This is a genomic window from Pseudomonas sp. BP01, assembly GCF_022760795.1.
Lineage (GTDB): Bacteria > Pseudomonadota > Gammaproteobacteria > Pseudomonadales > Pseudomonadaceae > Aquipseudomonas > Aquipseudomonas putida_Q.
The window spans coordinates 1-19,297 of record NZ_JAFBKA010000046.1 but is presented as its reverse complement, the minus strand read 5'-3'; the positions used below and the strand labels follow the sequence as shown (position 1 = coordinate 19,297).

The window sequence follows — 19,297 nt, the reverse complement described above, 5'->3', positions numbered from 1 at the left end:
TCAACCGACCGGTATCAGAGCTACCCCGCCTGCACGATGATCTGGCTTTGCAGGTCGCGGATCATCGCCTCCAGCACCGGTTTCATCTCCATGAAGTCGTCAGGCGAGCAGACTACATCCGGGTGGCTGAACTTGAAACGCCGCACCACCACCACCGCGTTGCCCTCCTGGGAGTAGCGCGCACTGTAGTCGACATCGCCATCATGCAACTGCACAGGCTTGGGGATCGCCAACACATTGACCTGGGCCGGGAACTCGAAACGCGACGTTTCCACCGTGTCGTTGGAAATGCACACGAAGCGCTGGCTGCGTTGCTTTTCCAGCGTGAAGCTGTACACATTCTGCGAGATACCGCCGGCCAGGCTGGTCAGGGTCGGTACGCCAACAGGCCCTGGCAAATTGACCAGGTTTTCCGTGCGCCCGTCCACGGTGCTGACAAAATCACCGCTTGCAGCGGGCGGCGCGACCGTGAACGAACCCGTGCCACGCTGCCCGTAAGCGGTCAGCACTTTTTCCACCAGCATTTCGCGGTCCGCCGGCTTCATCAGTTTCACGCCAAAGCGGCTCACCTCGCTGGCCCAACCCTTCACCGTCGAAACATTGGTGAATTCGGCGCCGCCATCGCCCTTGACCTTGAACAGCAAGTCACTGGAAACCTGGTTCAGTTGCATGGCCGGGGTTTTGCCAAACTCGCCAGTGGCAGTCAGCAGCACTCGCTTGCTCAGCACGGTCAAGGGCAGGTAACCGGCAGCAATCGAAGGGTCGGTCGAGTCCAGGTACAAGTCCAGGCCTGGCACATAGGTGATCACATGGTTCAGCACACCCAAGGTCGGCACTTTGGGGAACACGTAGGCAGTGCCCTGGTTCACCAGCGCCGGGGTGCTCTTGATGCCTGCCGCGCTCAGCAGCGCTTCCAGCAGCGCAACATGGTCCTTGCAGTCCCCGTAGCGGTTGTCCAGTACGGTTTGCGCGGCATGCGGTACCACCCCGCCAGCGCCGACGTACACCGCCACATAGCGGATGTTCTCGCGTACCCAGTCACTGAGGGTCAGGGCTTTTTCCCGCGCGGTGGGCAAGCCGGCCGTCAGGCGCTTCGCCAGTTCACTGATCTGCGGGGTCACCTCGACCGCGGCCCTGGCCTGGTAGGCTTGGGCGAAGTCCTTGAAGCCGGAGAACGTCGAAACCGCCAGGTAGTGGCCGTAGTCCAGGTACGACACTGCACCTGTCTCGATCCGCGCCCGCGCCGCCGGTACATAGTCCCAGCGATACACCGTGCGCCCTTGCATGCTGGCGGGTGACGACGCCTTGAAGCCGCGGGCATCGGCCTGCAGCGGCATGTCCTGGGGCAGGTCATAAGTCAGCGAAAACTGCCCCACCGGGTAGAATTGCGGCACGGTGATGTCTTCGAACTGCCCAGGGAAAAGCGGTGTAGCGCGGTGACGTTGATAACGCAGCACCAACCGGTCACCCACCGCAACCTCGGGGAAGATGACCACTTTGTTGACCGAGTCCTGGAACATCGGCGCCTGCGCCGAGGCCTGCTCCTGCTGCTCCTTGATATGCGCGGCATCCACCTGCACTTTTCGGCCGTCGGGCTTTTGCGTGTAGGCCTCGACCACCTCCAGCGTCTCCAGCGAACGGTTGTAGCTTACCGGGCGCTGGGCGTTGGTCTTGATGGCGCGTTCTTCGTTGATCAGCATGACGCTGTCGACATCCAGACGGAAGCTGCCGTCCTTCTGCACCACGAACGTCTGCGCGATCTTTTCCAGGGTGACGGAACGGTCGATACCGTCGGTAAAGGCGTGGGCAAAACCCGCCCATAGCATTGTGACAGGCAGCAGAACAGCTGCCAGGTATGGCTTTTTAAGCATGGAGATCCTTCTCGATCAGCGGACTACAATCGACAATGATACGCATTGGCACTGCATGATAGCAAAGTGACAATATTGTTTAGGGTTGTCCCGCCAGTTCGGCCAGCACTTCAGCCGAGGTCGTGACCTGGCGGAAGTGATGCTGCCACAGCTCGATCCCCAGCTTGGCCGACCGGTCCAGCGAAGACCCGACCGTCATGTCCGTCACCAGGGTGGGCGTCAGCCCCGCATCGAACAAAGCAAAGCCAGCGGCCAGCACACAGGTTTCGGTCTGCAGTCCACACACCAGCACTCGCTCCACGCCCAGTTGCCTGATGTACTCGATGGCTTCGGCGCTCTGCCCGTAGCCATGCTTGATGAACACCTGGTCGGCTTCGACCAGGCTTTCGTCCTCGGCCGCCGGGTGCCAGCCGAGCTGCCGCTCGAACGGCGTGACCTGTTCGTCGTGCAACTCGACCGAGGCAATGGTAGGAATGTTCGCTGACAACCGCCGCAAGCCATCGACCAGCCACTCGGGCGGGCTGAAGGTGGACTGGACATCGACGATGAGCAAAACCTGGCGCATAGCGTTCTCCCGCCATTGGCAAAATGGCGCGGAGTATACCGCGTGACGCGGGGGCTTGATCACCAGTCGTAGGTCATCTCTACCGACGCAACCCGCTCCTGTCCGTAATAGCAGCCAAACGCGTAGTTGCAGTCCGATACGTACTCGCGATCGAAGATGTTCTGCACGTTTACGCTGGCCTGCAGGCCGCGCAGGCTTGGGTCGAGCTTGGCCAGGTCGTAGCTGACGGTGGCGTCATACACGGCATAGGCCGGTACTTCGAAGGTATTGGCCGAGTTACCCTGTTTGCGGCCGGTATAACGTGCCCCGGCGCCGAAGGTCAGGCCATTGAGGGTGGCCTGGGTGAAGTGGTAATCCACCCACAGTGTGGCAGAAACCGGGGCCTGCGCCTCGTTGCGGTTGCCCTTGTCGCCATAGGTGCTTTTGGTATAGAACGAGTCGATGTAGGTGGCAGCGGCCAGTACATCGACATTCTCGATGCTGGATTTGAGCTCCAGCTCCACACCACGCGAGCGCACCTCGCCATTTTGCGTCTGGTACTGCGGGTACTCGGTATCGCCGGTCAGCATGTTCTTCTGCTTCACCTGGAACACCGAAGCCGTGAACAAGGTGCCGTCGACTGGCTGGTACTTCAGCCCTACTTCGTATTGCTCACCTTCACTTGGCTCGAACGCCTTGCCGCCGCGCTCGGGTGCTGCCGTGCCCACGGTTGGCAAGAACGACTGGGAATAGCTGACATACGGCGCCAGGCCAAACTCGGTGATATAGGTCAGGCCGATGCGCCCGGTGAACTTGGTGTCGCGCTGGGAGGCAATGCTGTGCGCCAGCAGATCCTTGTTGTCGACTTCCGCCCAGTCCTGGCGCCCGCCTACGGTCAGGATCCAGTTGTCCAGCTTGATCTGGTCCTGCACGTACACCCCGGTCTGGCGCAGCGTGTTGTCCCAACGGGTATCCAGCACCGGCGTCACGTTGCTGGTGGGGTAGTTGTTCTTGCCGTACAGGTCGACAGGCAACACGTTGTAGGCGTTGTAACCATCGTACTTGCGCGAGAAGTGACGGTAGTCCGCGCCGGCCAGCAAGGTGTGCCGCAGTGCGCCCGTGTCGAAGGTGTACTCCAGGTTGTTATCGATGGTGTAGGCGATGTTGTGCTGGCGCCAGTCAAGCTTGACCCGGTTGGCGCGGGTGTAGTCCACCACATCGCCTTGCGTCACGAAGCTGCGCAGGTAGAAGCCTTTGTAGCGGTCGCGTACATCGGTGTAGCGCGCGGTAGAGCGAAACGCCAGTTCGTCACTGAAACGGTGGCTGAAGTCATAGCCAAAGATGTACTGGTTGCGCTTGTAATCGTTGTACCGCGAGTCCCCCGAGAAGAAGTCGCGGTCGATATGCTGGCCTGTCGGGCCACGCTTGAGCGAGCCGATCATCGGCAACGTCTGATAATCGGGCAGGCCATCATCGCGCTGGACTTGGGCGAGCAGCGTCAGGGACGTGTCTTCGTTTGGCGCCCAGGTCAGGCTAGGCGCCAGCAACAAGCGCTCGCTGTGGGTGTGAGCGACCATTTCGTTGCCTTTGTCGGCAACGCCGACCAGGCGATAGGTAAAGGCCTTCTGCTCATCCAGCGGGCCGCTGGTATCGAAGGCACCGTTGACCCGGTTGTAGCTGCCGGCGCCAAGCTTCACCTGGCTGCGCTGCTCGCGGGTGGGGCGCTTGGAGACCATGTTGATCAGCCCGCCCGGCTGGTTTTGCCCGTACAACACCGAAGATGGGCCTTTGAGCACTTCGATACGCTCCAGCGTGTAGGGGTCGATCTGAGGTGCGCCCCCAAGGCTACCGGCATACGGCAGGTACGCGCCGTCCAGGTACAGCGGGGTCGGGGCAAACCCGCGGCTGGTGATTTCGTCGGCAATGCTGTTGCGATCGGTAAAGCCGCCGGTAGCCAGGCCTGGGGTGTAGCGCAGCGCCTGGGTCAGGTTGCGCGCGCCCTGGGCTTGCACCTGGTCGGCGGTGACCACGTTGATGGCCTGGGGGATCTCCAGGATGGGCGTGTCAGTCTTGGTCCCAGTGGCACTGCGGCTGGCAACGTAGCCATTCACCGGCCCATAGGCAGACTCCGCAGCCGCACCGGTTACGCTGGTAGTATCAAGCTGCAAGGTCGAATCGTCACCGACCATGGGCAGCAGCGAGTAGCTGCCATTGGCCTGCTTCAACACCTGCAACCGGTTACCCGCCAGCAACTGGCGCAGCCCGGCATCGGGGCTGTAGCGGCCATGCAGACCCGGCGACTTCAGCGCCTGCACCGATGACGGCTCGAATGACACCGTCACCCCGGCTGCCGAAGCAAATTGCGTGAGCGCTGTGGCCAGCGGGCCCGCGGCAATATCAAACGAAGCTTCAGCGTGGCTTTGGGCGATGGCAGGGCTGGCGACCATTACCGTTGCCAGTGGGGCCGCCAGCGCCACGCTGAACAATGCGCGATTCACGGCGCGCGCCAGTTTGGTCCTGGTCGAGTTGATCAATAGGATGCGGTTGCAATCGTTGACAGCGAGCATGCGGTTTCCTTTCGCCCTGCGGCAGTTTTTTCATTGCGCTTGGTGCGCGTCTACCTACAAGTCGAACGAGAACGACAATCGATAACCCCCCAGGCAAAAAAAATCGCAGCCTTCTGGCATTTTGGGGCTGCGCAGCAGACCTAATGCTCCACTGCCGGCATCAGGCTTCAAGCAGCCTCGACGCGCGTCCAGTACCGGCTGAAGCGACGAATGCGCACAGGCAGCGTGGTGGTCAGGTTTTCCAGGACAATATCAATGTCGCCCAGGTGAAACGCCCCGGACAGTCGCAACCCGCCCACGGTCTCATCACAGCCCAGGTACCCGGGCCGATACCGCTGCAGTTCACTCACGACATCGGCGAGGCGCCAGTCATGCACAATCAGCATCTCGCGGGACCAGGCGTCTGCCATCGCCGCTAGCGGTGTTACGCTGCCCATCTTTTCGGTGCCGAATTCCAACTGTTGCCCGGCCTCTACCCGCACAGCCGACATGGTCTGTGCACTGCCCACTTGCACCGCATGCTGCAGCACGCACACCCGCGTAACGTCGGCGTCGCAGCGCACGATAAAACGCGTACCCAGTGCGCGGACGCTACCCTGCCCGGTATGCACGATGAACGGCCGAGACAATACATCCGATGCGGTCTGCACCAGAATCTCCCCTTTCAGCAACTCAAGTGCGCGCCACTGGCCGTCGTAGCGAATATCAACAGCAGTGTCGGTGTTCAATTGCAACTGGCTGCCATCGTCCAGCCGCAACGAACGCTGCTCGCCAACGCCTGTGCGCACGTCGGCCATCAACCGCGCAACGCCGCCATCATGCAACACCACACCCCCTGTCACGCCCGTGACCAACAACAGCGACAACACCTTGAGCACCTCACGTCGCTTGGCCCTGGCACTGCTTAACGTCGGCCGGGCAATACCGGGTGTGACCTGCGCCAGCTTGCCCTGCAAGCGTGCCAGGCACTCCCAGGCCTGCAGGTGTCGCGGGTCGCTCAGCAACCACCGCTGATGCGCCGCTCGCGTGGTGTCATCCGCCTCGCAGCGCAGTTCGACATACCAGCGTGCGGCAGCCTCTAGTGTGTTGCGGTCCAATGGTTCAGCACCCGCCATGGCTCAGGCCTCGGCCAGCATCAGGCAGTGGGTCAGTGCCCGCACGGCGTGTTTTTTGACGGTGGTGAGCGAAACATCCAGGCGCTGCGCGATTTCCACATAGCTCAGGCCATCGAGCTGGGCCATGAGGAAGATCTCGCGGGTACGCGTGCCCAGGCCATCGAGCAGTCGATCGATTTCCAGCAGGGTCTCGATGATCACCAGGCGAGCCTCGGGCGAAACCTCTACATGCTCGGGCCGTGCCGCGAGGGTTTCCAGGTAGGCCTGCTCCACGGCACGCCGCCGGAACATGTCGATCATCAGGCTACGGGCGACACTGCTCAGGTACGCCCGTGGCTGTTGCAGCTCCGCCGCCTTGCGCAGGGTCAGCACCCGCATGAACGTGTCCTGGGCCAGGTCGGCGGCATGCTCCATACACCCAAGCTTGCTGCGCAGCCATCCGCACAGCCAGGAATGATGGTCCTCGTAAAGCGTGTGCACGGCTTTTTGCAACGAAGGGTCAGCACAGGACATGGTAGAACCGATGAGAGCGTCTTTAGTAATGACTCTCATTTAACCCGAGTCTGACCGGGTTTCGCAATTGCTTTGCGCAGCTGACTGGAAACACAGCTTGTGAAACAGTGAACCAGGGTTCGAAGGAGCCTAGGCCACAATGCTTCTGTTCAACCCCAAGGCCCACGCAGCGGCCATCTTCTCCCCTACAGGCTCGAAGGCCGGATGGCTGTTGCGATAATCTGAAAGCTCCGCCATCGCACGATTCATGCCGACTTCCACTCGGTTGAGCAACTCCTCGCAACGCGCTTGCGTCAGGTTGCACGCGGTGCGCCCAAACTGCACCAGCATCTTGCGCTTGGGCCACGCTTTCGAGCCGCCCAGCAACAGCCCCATGATGTCGTGGCTGCTGTACACCGTCGTGGTCACCAAGTCATACGCCGGCGCCAGCCAGATGTCGGCGTCCTCGGCACAGTTCTCGTAGAGCAGGCCGAAGTTCTTCAAATGAGCATCGCCGTTCTGGATACCGGCGCACAACGCAACCATGGTGAAAAAGTCTTCCAGCGCACGAGGTACCCGACCAGGCGTGACATACAGCTTGATCAACTGCGCGCAGCCTTGGTAGCTGCCATCGTACTTCTTGCGCGTGCCCCACCCCGAGAGCACGCACATGTCCTCAAAGCCCAGGTACGCGTTGGCGCCGACATCGAAGCGTCGAACAACCAGAAACCTGCCCTGCTGACTAAGCTGGAATTCAGGCACCTCAAGCCCGCAATGCAATGCCGCCCGCATGCAGAAATACTCGTTGGCCGCCAACTGAGGGAAATCTGATTCGTTGAATGCCTTGACCAGGTGTGTGGCCCCGCGGTGGGTGACCCGATCAACATCGGGGGCGCTAGCATCGATATCCCGCACCAGCACCTTGGGCTGAACACCTGATACGCCTGAGTAGGCCGCGTAGGTCCTCAAAAGCTCGGCAAACAGGTCGTTTGCACCGTCGTGAACCAGCAAGCTGGCCAGGTTCATGCCTGGAAAGGGGTCGTCACCCAGATGCTGGGCGATGCTGATCCGACCCAGTTGGTGGGGGCCGACGATGCCAAGCAAGGCAAAATCGTCAAAACCGCGCACCGACTTGCTGAACCGCCGCATCAGCTCTTCCTTGAGGTGTCCTTCCGGAAGGTTCATCTCGAACAAGGGGTGAATTCCATACTCCCACTTGTAACTCTCCAGGCGCGTTGGCATGGTCAGAGAGACGGCCTGCGCTTCGCCAGCCGATGGGTTGTAAGTGAAGACCGTGTCACGCGGATTTTCGTTACTGCGCCCCAGGGTGCCGACAGTGGCGTCGCCCGCGCCGACGTACAAGCGATCACTCGAACTGATCATGGATACCCCCGGCCTTCAGCTCATCGAGTGTTCGACGCCGGCGCTTGGGCATGGCCGTCAGTTCGTATCCCAAACCCTCCAGGATTGCTGCAACCTTGCGAATGCCGACTTCGGGGATCGAGTTGTTCTCGATCCCAGAGATGGTCGCACGGCTCATGCCGTGACGCTGCGCGAGCTGGGCCTGGGAAAGCCCGGCATCTTTACGCAGCTTCTTGATCAGTTTGCCTAAACCATCCATAAATTTTGCACCGTATACAATGCATAATTTAGAAATCCACATAAATGCATCGTATTTGATTCAAATTAATCTGTACAGGCGTTTCTTGACGGCCATGAGAACCAAGGTTTTCGGCAAGCCTTGAGCCGACTGCACACCATCTGCAAACCGGCTCACTGCCACGCAGCCAGGGTTTCTCCCTGGCGGAAGAACGTCCTCAAGTGCCCGACAAAGCACGACACCTTGGCCGACAGGTTCAGGCGCTCCAGGTACACCGCATAGATGTCCGCAGGCGGGGTGTGGTAATCACCCAGCACTTCCACCAGCCGCCCACTGCGCAGGTGGTCAGCCAGGTTCCACTCGGCGCGCATCAGGATGCCTTGCCCATCGAGGGCCCAGTTCAGGGCGACCTCGCCATCGTTTGTGCTCAGGCTACCGCGCACTTTCACCGACTCGCTCTGCTTGCCGCGGCTGAGCCGCCAGATGCCGAACGCAGCATCGTTCTGGCGCAACACGATGCAGTTGTGGCTGGCCAGGTCTTTTGGCGCTTCTGGGGTGCCGTGGGCCGCCAGGTAAGCGGGCGCCGCGCACAACCGGCGGCGGTTGGCCGCGATCTTGCGGGCAATCAGGCGCGAGTCAGGCAGCTCACCAAAGCGGATAGCCACATCGATGGCATCGTTCGGCAGGGCGATGGGGCGGTCGGTCAGGTGCAACTGCACCTCTACTTCTGGGTAGCGGTTGGCAAACGACGACACGGCCGGCCCCACATGCGTACGACCAAAACCCAACGGTGCATTGACCCGTAGCAGGCCCTTGGGCTCGGCACGGCTGCTGGAAACCTGCCGCTCCATTTCCTCGATCTCACCCAGTATCCGCCGGGCATTCACCAGGTAGGTCTCGCCCTCGGCGGTAAGGCTGATGCTGCGTGTGGTGCGGTTAAGCAGCCGCACGCCCAGGCGTTGCTCCAGCTGCGCCAGGCGCTTGGAGACTGCGGGCGGCGTCAGGTTCAGTTCGCGCGCGGTGCCCGCCAGGCTGCCCACCCTGATCAGCTGGGTGAAAAACGCCAGCTCCGATACCGGATTCATAATTAACCTGAAGGAAACAATGAGTTGAATTTCATTGTATTACAGCACTTTTAAAAAACCATTACCTTTTGCCCTGCGTGATTAACCACAAAGAAGCTGGGCTTTTCGGCCGCCAAGGCCAGGTGTGACCTGCACCCCACGATCAGCCCGGCCGCCAGATAAATCCGACTCACAACAATAATTCGGAGACGGCAATGGCCAAGCGATTGTTCGGCAAGCTTTACGTACAGGTATTGATCGGCGTAACCCTCGGGGTGCTGATCGGGGTGTTCTGGCCACAGGTGGGCGCAGACTTGAAGCCTATCGGCGACGCCTTCATCAAACTGATCAAGATGGTCTTCGCCCCCATCATCTTCGCCACCGTGGTGCTGGGCATCGCCAAGATGGAAAACATGAAGGAACTCGGCCGCGTGGGTGTGCGGGCGCTGATCTACTTCGAAGTGCTGTCCACCTTCGCCCTGGTACTGGGGTTGGTGGTGGTCAACCTCGTACAGCCCGGCCAGGGCATGAACGTCGACCCTGCCACCCTCGACGCCAAGAGCATCTCGACCTACACCGCTGCCGCTGCCGGCAACAGCGGCGGCTTCATCGACTTCATGCTGCATGTGATACCCGGCAGCGTGACCGACGCCTTCGCCAAGAACGAGATCCTGCCGATCCTGCTGTTCAGCACCCTGTTCGGCATCGCCCTCTCGCACCTTGGCCCTCGCGGCAAGCCCATGGTGGATGTGCTGGAGGCCTTCTCCCACGGCATGTTCTTCATCGTCGGCATGATCATGCGCGTGGCCCCGCTGGCCGCTTGCGGCGCCATGGCCTTCACCGTCGGCAAGTACGGCTTGGGCTCCATCGTGTCGCTGGGCAAGCTGATGGCAACCATGTACCTGACCTGCTTCCTGTTCGTGGTGATCGTGCTGGGCACCATTGCCCGGTTGTCCGGCTTCAACCTGTGGAAGTTCCTCAAGTACCTGAAGGAAGAGCTGTTCACGGTATTGGGCACCAGCTCGTCCGAGTCGGTGGTGCCGCAGTTGATGAACAAGCTGGAAAAGGTAGGCGTGTCAAAACCGGTGGTGGGCCTGGTGATCCCCTCGGGCCTTACCTTCAACCCGGATGGCCAGTGCATCTACTACACCATGGCCGCCATCTTCATCGCCCAGGCCACCAACACGCCGTTGACCCTGATGGACCAACTGCTCGTGCTTGGCGTGCTGCTGCTCACCTCCAAGGGCTCTGCTGGGGTGACCGGTTCGGGCTTCATCACCCTGGCCGCAACCCTGGCGACCATGGACAACATTCCGGTGGCCGGCATGGTGCTGCTGCTGGGCGTGGACCGCTTCATGTCCGAAGCCCGCGCCATCACCAACACCATTGGCAATGCCGTCGGCACCGTGGCTATCGCCAACTGGGTCGGTGCACTGGACAAGCAACGCATGGCCCAGGCCCTGGACGGCCAGCTACCGGCAGAACCAGAACCCGCTGAGACCCGCCCTGCCCTTGCACAACTGGAGGCCGGCACACCCACACCCTGACCTTTCGATAACAGCAAAAAGAACCCGCCTTGTGATGCAGTGAGGAAATAATCATGGACAAAGAAACCGCCGTGTCATCGCTTACCGACGTGATGGCCAAGTTCACCGCCTATATCGGCAAACGCCTGCCCAAAGACGTGAAGGAAAAGACCGCCAAGTTACGCGCCGCCGAAACCAACCCACTGGCCATCGCCGTGTACGACTCGATGGCCGACAACCAGGAGTACGCCGACAAGCTCAACCGGCCCAGCTGCCAGGATACCGGCGTGATCCAGTACTTCGTCTCGGCCGGGGCGCGCTTCCCGCTGCTGGGTGAGATGGAAAGCATCCTCGAGAACGCCACCAAGGAAGCCACCATCCAGGGGCCGTTGCGCCACAACGCGGTGGAAACCTTTATCGAGAAGAACACCGGCACCAACACCGGCTCGAAAATCCCGTGGCTGGACTGGGAAATCATCCCCGATGCCGACTACGCCATCGTCGATGTGTACATGGCCGGTGGCGGCTGCACCTTGCCAGGTTCGGCCAAGGTGCTGATGCCGGGGCAAGGCTATGAAGGGGTGACCGAGTTCGTGTTCGATGTCATCACCTCTCGCGGTGTCAACGCCTGCCCGCCGCTGCTGGTGGGGGTCGGGGTTTCGACCTCGGTGGAAACTGCGGCACGCCTGTCGAAGAAGGCCATCCTGCGCGAGGTGGACTCCAGCCACCCCAACGAAAGCGCGGCAATGATGGAAAAGCTGCTGGAGGACGGCCTGAACGAAATCGGCATCGGCCCCCAGGGGCTCACCGGCAATAGCAGCGTAATGGGCGTGAACATCGAGTCCTCGGCCCGCCACCCTTCCACCATCGGCGTGGCAGTGTCCACCGGATGCTGGGCGCACCGTCGCGGCAAGATCCGCATCAACGCCGACCTGTCCTACGACATCCTCTCGCACGAAGGGGTAGTACTGTGAAAAAGATCCTGAGCACACCGATCAGCGACGAAGACCTGGCCAACCTCAACGTCGGTGATGTCGTCTACCTCACCGGCCAACTGGTGACCTGCCGTGACGTGGCACACCGGCGCCTCATCGAGCTGGGCCGCGAACTGCCGGTTGACCTGCGTGGCGGTGCGATTTTCCACGCAGGCCCCATCGTCAGGAAGAAAGACGATGGCAGCTTCGAGATGGTTTCCATTGGCCCGACCACCAGCATGCGCATGGAAAAGTTCGAGAAGCAGTTCATCGAGCAGACCGGTGTGAAGCTGATTGTCGGCAAAGGTGGCATGGGGCCTGAAACCACCACCGGCTGCCTGGAAAACAAGGCGGTGCATGCGGTGTTCCCGGGCGGTTGTGCAGTGCTGGCTGCAACCCAGGTGGAAGAGATCGAGCGTGCGGAGTGGCAGGACCTGGGCATGCCGGAGACGCTGTGGGTGAACCGTGTTCGCGAGTTCGGGCCGCTGATCATCTCCATCGATACCAAGGGCAACAACCTGTTCGAGCAGAACAAGGCCCGCTTCAACGAGCGTAAAGGGGCAGTGATCGAGAAAATCAACAGCCAGGTGCGCTTCATCAAATAATCAAGCCACTTTGGGGCCGCTGTGCGGCCCATCGCCGGCAAGCCAGCTCCCACCCCGATCGCATGAGCCTCAGGGCATACGCAGTCCCTGTGGGAGCCTGGCTTGCCGGCGATGGGCTGCGAAGCAGCCCCAAGACAACCAAATCAAGCCTTCGACAGTTCGCCAATTTTCTCCAGCCGCGCCCGCACGATGTTGCGGCTGATGTTCAGCAACCGCCCTGTCTGCAACTGGTTGCCGTGGCAGTACCGATACGCCGCCCTGAACACCGTCTCCTCGATGTGCTCATACAAATTCGGCACGTTCTGCTCGAACAACGCCAGCAACGCGCTTTCCAGGTCAGGCGGTGCTGCGCTCGCTGCCGGCAAGTACGCATGGGCCGCAGGCGCCGCCACCTGTGGCCGCATATCGACCAAGTGCAGATCCGCCGGTGCCACCACCTGATACCGGCAGACCAGTAACGCATGGTGAATGGCATTCTCTAGCTCGCGGATGTTGCCCGGCCAACTATGCGCCAGCAATTTGCGCTCGGCATCCGGGCTCAACGAGGCACGCTCGTAACCCAGGCGTCGGCAATGCTCTTCGATGAAAAATTCCGCCAGCGGCAGGATGTCCCCCGGCCGCTCGCGCAGCGGCGGCAAGCGAATCGTCGCCACATGCAGGCGGTAGAACAGGTCTTCACGAAAATGCCCCGCCACCACCGCATCGGCCAGGTTGACGTTGGTCGCCGCCACCAGCCGCACATTGATCGGGATCGGCGTACGTGAGCCCAGGCGCACCACTTCACGCTCCTGCAGCACCCGCAGCAACTTCACCTGCATGTTCAGCGGCAGGTCGCCGATTTCATCCAGGAACAATGTGCCGCCATTGGCCGCTTCGAACCAGCCGGCCTTGTTGCTGGTGGCGCCTGTAAACGCGCCTTTCTCGTGGCCGAACAGCTCGCTCTCCACCAGGGTTTCGGCAAAAGCACCGCAGTTCACCGCCACGAATGGTTCGCGCCCACGGCGGCTGAGGTGGTGGATATGACGGGCGACCAGCTCCTTGCCGGTGCCGGTTTCGCCGATGATCAGGGTATTGGCCTCGCTGGGCGCCAGGCGCTCGATGCGGCTGAGCAGCTCCTGGGAGCGCGGGTCCTTGAACACGAGCACGGTGGCACGTACCGACTTGGTCAGCTCGCGGGCATTGGGGTGGGTGATCAGCGACATAGGGGCATTCCTGGCAGTTGACGCGCAGGCCCATAGTGCATGAAACAAATTAGATCAAAAAATTATTAATTAATATTTAGATATTCGAATTTGGAATATTAAAATTTCCAGCAACCGATTGCTGCTACAGCAGCAACCCGGCAGCACTCGCCTGCCTGTCGACCAGCAGACCTTTAATTCCATACCCACTTCCCCTTGGCTGGAGCCCCTGTAAATAAAGGGCTGTAGCTCCTTCATGGCATGCTGGCATGCATTTCGCTCTTGGCCTGTAGAACCTTTGCCTGGAGCTGCACATGAACAATCCCTGGCGTAATGCCCTCGCCCTGCTGGGCGGCCTGTTCTTCAGCCTGGCTGCGCTGGCAGCCGAGCCACCGGCGGCGGTGCGCATCGCCATCGTCGCCTTTACCCAGGGTGGTGCGCCGGTGTTCGGCGGCATCCCCGGGCGGGTGATTGAAGAGGGCTGGCTGGAACAGCAACTGGCCGCCCGCGGCGTGAAACTGCAATGGACCGCCCTGCCCCATGCCGGCGCCGGGCCGCAGATCAACGAAGGCTTCAGCAACGACAGCCTTGACTTTGCCGTACGCGGCGACCTGCCTTCGGTCATCGCCGGTGCCGGCCAGGTGCCGGGCAAGCTGGTGGTACCGGGTGGCAGCGGCAACAACATCTACCTGGTGGTGCCGAGCGACTCGACGGTGCGCAGCATCCAGGACCTCAAGGGCAAGCGCCTGGCCTTGCACCGCGGCCGCCCATGGGAGTTCGCCTTCAGCAACTTCCTGCAAAGCCAGGGCCTGGCACTCAGTGACTTCAAGATCGCCAACCTCAACCCACAGGTGGGCGCCGCTGCAGTGTCCGCCGGCAAGGTCGACGCCGCGGTGCTGCTCAACGAAGCCTACGCCCTGGAAGACAAAGGCGTCGCGCGCATCCTCTGGTCGACCAAGCAAGGCGCCAACGACTGGCGGCTGGTCTCGGACCTGTGGGGCACTGACCGCTTCGTGCAGCAGCACGCCGACCTGACGCAGCTGGTGGCCACCGCCTGGGTGCGCGCAGCCTGGTGGATCTCCCAGGAGCAGAACCGCGACGCCTACTACGGGCTGTCTTCGCGCGCCGGTGTGAGCGAAAGCGTGCTGCGCCGAGACGACCAGGACGACCCGGTCGCGTGGAAGGCGCGCTGGGCGCCGAAAAGCGATGCCCAGCTCAAGGCCCACTACGACGCCCTGGGCCAGTACGCCCTGGCCAACCGCCTGATCCGCACGCCCTACGACATTAGCAGCGACCTGGCCACGGGCTTTACCCGCCAGGCGCTGATCGACCTGCAACTGACCCACTACTGGCCGTCCCTCGACGCCCAGATCAGCCAACAACCTTGAGAGCCTTACCCATGAAACTGCCTGCTTCGCTCGTCTTCGGCCTCAGCGCCCTGGCCCTGTCCATCGGTGCCATGGCCGCCGAAACCTACGCGCCCAAACCTGACCCGCAACAGGGCGATGGCCGTGTGTCGGCCTTCTACACCTGGAGCAAGGCCATCCCCGCCACGCCTGGGAAACTGCTGCGCAGCGAACCGTTGGACCAGGCGCTCAGCCTGCCCAATGCGGCCAGCGCACAACGCATTCTGTACACCTCGCTGGATGGCATCGACGGCAAGACCCCGATCGTGGTTTCCGGGGCACTGTTCATTCCGAAAGGTAAAGCACCGGCAGGCGGCTGGCCGGTCGCCAGCTGGGGCCACGGCACCGTCGGCGTGGCAGATATCTGCGCGCCGTCCTGGGCTGGCCGCAGCTACCGCGACGTGCAATACCTCAACCGCTGGCTGGATGAGGGCTACGCCATCGTCGCCACCGACTACCAAGGCCTCGGTGTACCGGGCGGCCACCCGCTGCTGAACAACCGCATGGCGGCCTACGGCATTCTCGATGCGGCCAAGGCTGTGGTAGCCGGCGTGCCAGGGCTGGCAGACAAAGTGCTGATCATAGGCCAGTCGCAAGGTGGCGCGGGGGCCTTTGCCGCGGGTGCCTATGCGGCGACCTATGCGCCGAAGCTGGGCGTCAAGGGCAGTATCGGCACGGGGGTGATCTACACCGTGGGCTCGAAGAATGTCGGTGAACAGGACCAGGACAAGGTCGACCCGGCCCTGGCCTATGGCTTCTACACCCTGCTGGCTGCGCAGCAGTATGATCCGAGCATCGACCCGCGCGACTTCTACACCGACAAGGCCCTGCCGCTGTTCGAGCAGGCGCGCACCAGCTGCCTGTCATCCTTGGTCAGCGACGTGGTCGGCACAGGTCTGACCCCGGCCAACGCCAAGAAAGACTACAAGGGCGACCAGCTCAAGCCATGGCTGGCGCAGGTGTCGTACCCGACCCTGAAACTGGCCCAGCCGATCTTCATCGGCACCGGCGCCGAGGACAAGACCCCCGCCGCCGCCACCCAGGTGGCGCTGATGCAGGACGCCTGCAAGGCCGGCTCGGTGGTGCAGGGCCACCTGTACAAGGGCCTGGGCCACAGCGAAACGGTGAATGCCTCGCTGAAGGACTCGATCCCCTTCGCCCGCCAGGTCATCAGCGGCCAGCCGGTTACCCCCAATTGCAGCCCAAGCGTCCAGTAAGGAGGCCCGCCCATGAGTATCGAATTCTTCACCCGCCTGCCCTTGCATGGCGAAACCCAGTTCCTCCCCGGCGACCCACGCAACCGTGGCGACTGGCATGCGGGCGGGCCCAGCACCGGTGCGGTGTCGGGGTTTGCAGTGGGTGATCACTTCACCTATATCGATTACCTCGGCCAAATCGCCCGCGCCGCTGAAATAAACGGCTTTGGCGGCGCGCTGATGGTCAACGCCCCCACCGGCGAGGAGCCGTGGACGGTGTGCTCGCTGCTGGCCCGGGAAACCCGCACGCTGAAATTCGTCACCGCGTTCCAGCCCTATCACTACACCCCCTGGGTGGCCGTGCAGCAGGCCGCGACCTACCAGCGCGCCACCGGCAACCGCCTGGTGTGGAACATCATCAACGGCGGCTCCGATGCCATCCAGCGCCAGGTCGGCGACTTTGAAGACCATGACCAACGCTACGCCCGCGCCACCGAATTCATGGACGTGGTGCGCGGCTATTGGAACAACGAGCAGTTCCACTACGAAGGCACCTACTACCGCGCCGAGGGCGGTGGCCTGCGCGGCCCGCTGAAGAAAGCCGAGTTGCCGCTGATCTGCACCGCTGGCTCGTCGGTGGCAGCGCGCGAGTTCGCCGCCAAGCACGCCGACTTCTACCTGATGCGCGCCGAGCACCCGGACGAAATTGCCGCGCTGATCGCCGACATCCGCGCCCGGGCGCTGAAGTGGGGCCGTACCGACATCCGCTTTGGCCTGTCCATCGACGTGATCGCCCGCGACACCGAAGCAGCCGCGCTGGCCGAGGCCAAGCGCTTCTTCGACGAAGGCGTGGCCAAAGGCACGGTCAAGGCCCGCGCCGCCCACGCTGGCCTGCGCACGGCGCGCAAGCTGAGCTACGAGCACGGCTACAGCGACCAGGACGGGCAGCAGGCGTTCGACGACTTCTTCATCCACCCCAATGTGTGGACCGGTTTCGGCTACATCGGCGTCCCGCCGGGCTGCGCGCTGGTGGGTAGCTATGCCAATGTGGTGGCGCGTATCCGCGAGTACCACAGCATCGGTGTCGACCTGTTCTTCCTCGCCGGCTACCCGCATTTGGAAGAGGCCTATCGCATCGGCGAGCATATCCTGCCGCACTTCCGTGCACAGCGCGCAGGCCTTGCCCGCCCGCTAGCCGAACCCGTGCAACTGCACGCCAGCAACGGGGCCTGACGCCATGGCCAGGGACGGTTACCCACTGAGCCGGCGCGGCTTCCTCGGCCACGCCGGCGTGCTGGCGGGCGGGCTGCTGGCCGGCTGCGGCCAGGCCGAAAGCCCGACCCATGCTGCAGCCGACCAGCCCCGCCATGGCGGGCGCCTGCGCCTGGGCATCATCGACGGCAACCAGAGCGGCAACCTCGACGCCCACAAGCCCATTGGCAGCGGCATCGTGCGTGGCTTTGCGCTGTACAGCAAACTGTGGGAATGGGACGAGCAGATGCAGCCGCGCCTGGCCTTGGCCGAGTTCGCCGAGCCCAATGCCGATGCCAGCAGCTGGACCTTGCGGCTGAAACCGGGGCTGGAATTCCACCACGGCAAGACCATCGACGCCGACGACCTGATCTTTTCCATCCGCCGTCTCACCGACCCGCAGCTGGCCTCGCCCTATGCGGCGCTGCTGCACTGGGTGGACCGCGACAACCTGGTCAAGCTGGACGACCGCACCGTGCGCCTGGGCTTTCGCGAAGGGCGCAGCTACCTGCCGCTGCCGGAAACCTGGGTCAACTTCGGCGGCATCGTGCCGGTGGATTACCACCCGGTCACCAACCCGGTCGGTGCCGGGCCGTACAAGCTGAAAAGCTTCACCCCGGGCCAGCGCTCGCTGTTCACCCGCTTCGACAACTACTACAAGCCTGGCAAGCCCTACGCCGATGAACTGGAGATCATCGACTTCAAGGACCAGACCGGCCGCCTGGCGGCGTTGCGTGCCGGGCAGATCGACATGGCCAACGTCATGTCCACAGAGCACCTGCAGGTGCTGCAGGCCGACCCACGGCTGCGGCTGCTGAAGTCGGTGAGCGGCAACTGGCTGTCGTTTGACATGAACACCGCCAAGGCGCCGTTTGACGACCCGCGAGTGCGGGAGGCGTTCCGCCTGCTGGCCGATCGCGAGGAACTAGTGCGCCGTGCGCTGAATGGCCAGGGCCGGGTGGCCAACGACCTGTATGCACCGTTCGATCCCACCTTCGATCACAGCATCGGCCCGCGTCCCTACGACCCGCAGCGGGCAGCGCAGTTGCTGCGCGAAGCCGGCCATGAACAGTTGCAGGTGGACCTGGTGACCACACCAGGGCCGGGGCTGGCTTCGGCCCTGGTCTTGGCCGAGCAGGCCCGGCGCATCGGCGTCACCGTCAACGTGCGCCAGGTCGACCTAGCCACCTTCCAGGGCCCGCAGCGCGACGACTGGACATTGAGTACAGGTGGCAGCATCGGTGCCCCATTCCTGGCCAGTGCCATCCACACCGACGCGCCGTTCGCCGTGGCCAACAAGACCCACTTCCACGACCGCGAATTCAGTGAGGCCTTCCTCGCCGCCATGGCGCAGCCGGACCTGGAGCAACGCAAGGCGCTGGTGCACCGCGCGCAACGCATTCAGTACGAGCGCGGCGGCATGCTGATCTGGGGCTTTGCCGACCTGCTCGACAGTGTCAGCACACGCGTGGGTGGCGCACAGGCGGAGCAGTCGCTGTTCAGTACCTGGCGCTTCGAGAGCCTGTGGCTCAGAAGTTGACCTGCAGGCCCTCTACCGCCTGTCCCGGCCCTATCGCCGGCAAGCCAGCTCCCACAGGGATAGCGCCAGCCTTCAGGCCTGCGCAGGCTCTGTGGGAGCTGGCTTGCCGGCGATAGGGCCGGGACAGACAACACAACAACCAGACCAACCACAGGCGCGGCTGCGCCCTCGTTTCTCCCACATTCCTGCTATTGAACGAGGCCCAGCCAATGCCCCGCGTGACCTTGCTGCACCCCAAATTCCCGCTCAGCGCCCTGGCGCTGGCCATTCTGGCCGCCAGCGCGACGCTGGCCCACGCCGAAGACACCCAACTGCAAACCGTCACCGTGCAGGCCGAACAGACCGATGACGACGCCCTGCCCACC

The 19,297-nt window shown here is 62.6% G+C and carries 16 protein-coding genes; 7 read left to right on the top strand and 9 right to left on the bottom strand.

Annotated elements, in window-relative coordinates:
* Nucleotides 1–20: 20 nt before the first annotated feature.
* The 8 genes from JOY50_RS26970 to JOY50_RS26935 all read right to left on the bottom strand — a co-directional run bounded on the left by JOY50_RS26970 (nucleotide 21) and on the right by JOY50_RS26935 (nucleotide 9,274).
* Nucleotides 21–1,871 (bottom strand): DUF3857 and transglutaminase domain-containing protein, encoded by a 1,851-nt coding sequence (locus tag JOY50_RS26970; protein ID WP_243056101.1) that lies wholly within the window; start codon nucleotides 1,869–1,871, stop codon nucleotides 21–23.
* A gap of 79 nt (nucleotides 1,872–1,950) precedes the next feature.
* On the bottom strand, nucleotides 1,951–2,436 hold the full coding sequence (locus JOY50_RS26965) for an isochorismatase family cysteine hydrolase (RefSeq protein WP_019472931.1): 486 nt from the start codon (nucleotides 2,434–2,436) through the stop codon (nucleotides 1,951–1,953).
* Between the two features lie 59 nt (nucleotides 2,437–2,495).
* Nucleotides 2,496–4,982, bottom strand: coding sequence for a TonB-dependent siderophore receptor (locus JOY50_RS26960; RefSeq protein ID WP_243056100.1), 2,487 nt, complete (start codon nucleotides 4,980–4,982; stop codon nucleotides 2,496–2,498).
* 167 nt (nucleotides 4,983–5,149) lie between these two features.
* Nucleotides 5,150–6,097, bottom strand: coding sequence for a FecR domain-containing protein (locus JOY50_RS26955; RefSeq protein WP_132839794.1), 948 nt, complete (start codon nucleotides 6,095–6,097; stop codon nucleotides 5,150–5,152).
* 3 nt (nucleotides 6,098–6,100) lie between these two features.
* Nucleotides 6,101–6,610 (bottom strand): sigma-70 family RNA polymerase sigma factor, encoded by a 510-nt coding sequence (locus tag JOY50_RS26950; RefSeq protein ID WP_243056099.1) that lies wholly within the window; start codon nucleotides 6,608–6,610, stop codon nucleotides 6,101–6,103.
* Between the two features lie 129 nt (nucleotides 6,611–6,739).
* Nucleotides 6,740–7,972 (bottom strand): type II toxin-antitoxin system HipA family toxin, encoded by a 1,233-nt coding sequence (locus JOY50_RS26945; protein ID WP_243056098.1) that lies wholly within the window; start codon nucleotides 7,970–7,972, stop codon nucleotides 6,740–6,742.
* Nucleotides 7,956–8,210, bottom strand: a complete 255-nt coding sequence (locus tag JOY50_RS26940) for a helix-turn-helix domain-containing protein (RefSeq protein ID WP_243056097.1) — start codon at nucleotides 8,208–8,210, stop codon at nucleotides 7,956–7,958. Before JOY50_RS26940 ends, JOY50_RS26945 begins: the two co-directional genes overlap by 17 nt.
* 152 nt (nucleotides 8,211–8,362) lie before the next feature.
* On the bottom strand, nucleotides 8,363–9,274 hold the full coding sequence (locus tag JOY50_RS26935) for a LysR substrate-binding domain-containing protein (protein ID WP_132839783.1): 912 nt from the start codon (nucleotides 9,272–9,274) through the stop codon (nucleotides 8,363–8,365).
* 194 nt (nucleotides 9,275–9,468) lie between these two features.
* On the opposite strand from JOY50_RS26935, the gene JOY50_RS26930 reads away from it, so the two are divergent.
* From JOY50_RS26930 to ttdB, 3 genes are read left to right on the top strand one after another with little or no spacing between them, the layout of a single operon-like run.
* On the top strand, nucleotides 9,469–10,800 hold the full coding sequence (locus JOY50_RS26930; protein ID WP_132839780.1) for a dicarboxylate/amino acid:cation symporter: 1,332 nt from the start codon (nucleotides 9,469–9,471) through the stop codon (nucleotides 10,798–10,800).
* A gap of 53 nt (nucleotides 10,801–10,853) precedes the next feature.
* The gene (gene ttdA / locus JOY50_RS26925) at nucleotides 10,854–11,753 is read left to right on the top strand and encodes a L(+)-tartrate dehydratase subunit alpha (protein ID WP_243056096.1); all 900 of its coding nucleotides are present in this window, start codon (nucleotides 10,854–10,856) and stop codon (nucleotides 11,751–11,753) included.
* Nucleotides 11,750–12,358 carry a L(+)-tartrate dehydratase subunit beta gene (gene ttdB / locus JOY50_RS26920; protein WP_003259286.1) on the top strand — a complete coding sequence of 203 codons (609 nt, stop codon included), beginning with the start codon at nucleotides 11,750–11,752 and terminating at the stop codon, nucleotides 12,356–12,358. The genes ttdA and ttdB overlap by 4 nt, the downstream gene beginning before the upstream one ends.
* Before the next feature lie 143 nt (nucleotides 12,359–12,501).
* Here ttdB and JOY50_RS26915 read toward each other — a convergent pair whose 3' ends face one another.
* Nucleotides 12,502–13,560, bottom strand: a complete 1,059-nt coding sequence (locus JOY50_RS26915) for a sigma-54-dependent Fis family transcriptional regulator (protein ID WP_016486053.1) — start codon at nucleotides 13,558–13,560, stop codon at nucleotides 12,502–12,504.
* A gap of 293 nt (nucleotides 13,561–13,853) precedes the next feature.
* Here JOY50_RS26915 and JOY50_RS26910 point away from each other — a divergent pair, with 293 nt between their 5' ends.
* From JOY50_RS26910 to JOY50_RS26895, 4 genes are read left to right on the top strand one after another with little or no spacing between them, the layout of a single operon-like run.
* Nucleotides 13,854–14,927, top strand: a complete 1,074-nt coding sequence (locus JOY50_RS26910) for an ABC transporter substrate-binding protein (RefSeq protein WP_243056095.1) — start codon at nucleotides 13,854–13,856, stop codon at nucleotides 14,925–14,927.
* A gap of 11 nt (nucleotides 14,928–14,938) precedes the next feature.
* Nucleotides 14,939–16,162, top strand: coding sequence for a lipase family protein (locus tag JOY50_RS26905; RefSeq protein WP_243056094.1), 1,224 nt, complete (start codon nucleotides 14,939–14,941; stop codon nucleotides 16,160–16,162).
* A gap of 12 nt (nucleotides 16,163–16,174) precedes the next feature.
* Nucleotides 16,175–17,374: an LLM class flavin-dependent oxidoreductase gene (locus JOY50_RS26900; protein WP_138736731.1), complete on the top strand. Its 1,200-nt coding sequence runs from the start codon at nucleotides 16,175–16,177 to the stop codon at nucleotides 17,372–17,374.
* 4 nt (nucleotides 17,375–17,378) lie between these two features.
* Nucleotides 17,379–18,932: an ABC transporter substrate-binding protein gene (locus JOY50_RS26895; protein ID WP_243056093.1), complete on the top strand. Its 1,554-nt coding sequence runs from the start codon at nucleotides 17,379–17,381 to the stop codon at nucleotides 18,930–18,932.
* The last annotated feature ends 365 nt before the right edge of the window (nucleotides 18,933–19,297 follow it).

Coding starts and splice junctions, on each gene's coding strand:
- JOY50_RS26970 (WP_243056101.1), bottom strand. CDS start 1,871: ATGCTTAAAAAGCCATACCTGGCAGCTGTTCTGCTGCCTGTCACAATG.
- JOY50_RS26900 (WP_138736731.1), top strand. CDS start 16,175: ATGAGTATCGAATTCTTCACCCGCCTGCCCTTGCATGGCGAAACCCAG.
- JOY50_RS26895 (WP_243056093.1), top strand. CDS start 17,379: ATGGCCAGGGACGGTTACCCACTGAGCCGGCGCGGCTTCCTCGGCCAC.
- JOY50_RS26955 (WP_132839794.1), bottom strand. CDS start 6,097: ATGGCGGGTGCTGAACCATTGGACCGCAACACACTAGAGGCTGCCGCA.
- JOY50_RS26945 (WP_243056098.1), bottom strand. CDS start 7,972: ATGATCAGTTCGAGTGATCGCTTGTACGTCGGCGCGGGCGACGCCACT.
- JOY50_RS26915 (WP_016486053.1), bottom strand. CDS start 13,560: ATGTCGCTGATCACCCACCCCAATGCCCGCGAGCTGACCAAGTCGGTA.
- JOY50_RS26950 (WP_243056099.1), bottom strand. CDS start 6,610: ATGTCCTGTGCTGACCCTTCGTTGCAAAAAGCCGTGCACACGCTTTAC.
- JOY50_RS26935 (WP_132839783.1), bottom strand. CDS start 9,274: ATGAATCCGGTATCGGAGCTGGCGTTTTTCACCCAGCTGATCAGGGTG.
- JOY50_RS26940 (WP_243056097.1), bottom strand. CDS start 8,210: ATGGATGGTTTAGGCAAACTGATCAAGAAGCTGCGTAAAGATGCCGGG.
- JOY50_RS26905 (WP_243056094.1), top strand. CDS start 14,939: ATGAAACTGCCTGCTTCGCTCGTCTTCGGCCTCAGCGCCCTGGCCCTG.
- JOY50_RS26965 (WP_019472931.1), bottom strand. CDS start 2,436: ATGCGCCAGGTTTTGCTCATCGTCGATGTCCAGTCCACCTTCAGCCCG.
- ttdA (WP_243056096.1), top strand. CDS start 10,854: ATGGACAAAGAAACCGCCGTGTCATCGCTTACCGACGTGATGGCCAAG.
- JOY50_RS26960 (WP_243056100.1), bottom strand. CDS start 4,982: ATGCTCGCTGTCAACGATTGCAACCGCATCCTATTGATCAACTCGACC.
- JOY50_RS26910 (WP_243056095.1), top strand. CDS start 13,854: ATGAACAATCCCTGGCGTAATGCCCTCGCCCTGCTGGGCGGCCTGTTC.
- JOY50_RS26930 (WP_132839780.1), top strand. CDS start 9,469: ATGGCCAAGCGATTGTTCGGCAAGCTTTACGTACAGGTATTGATCGGC.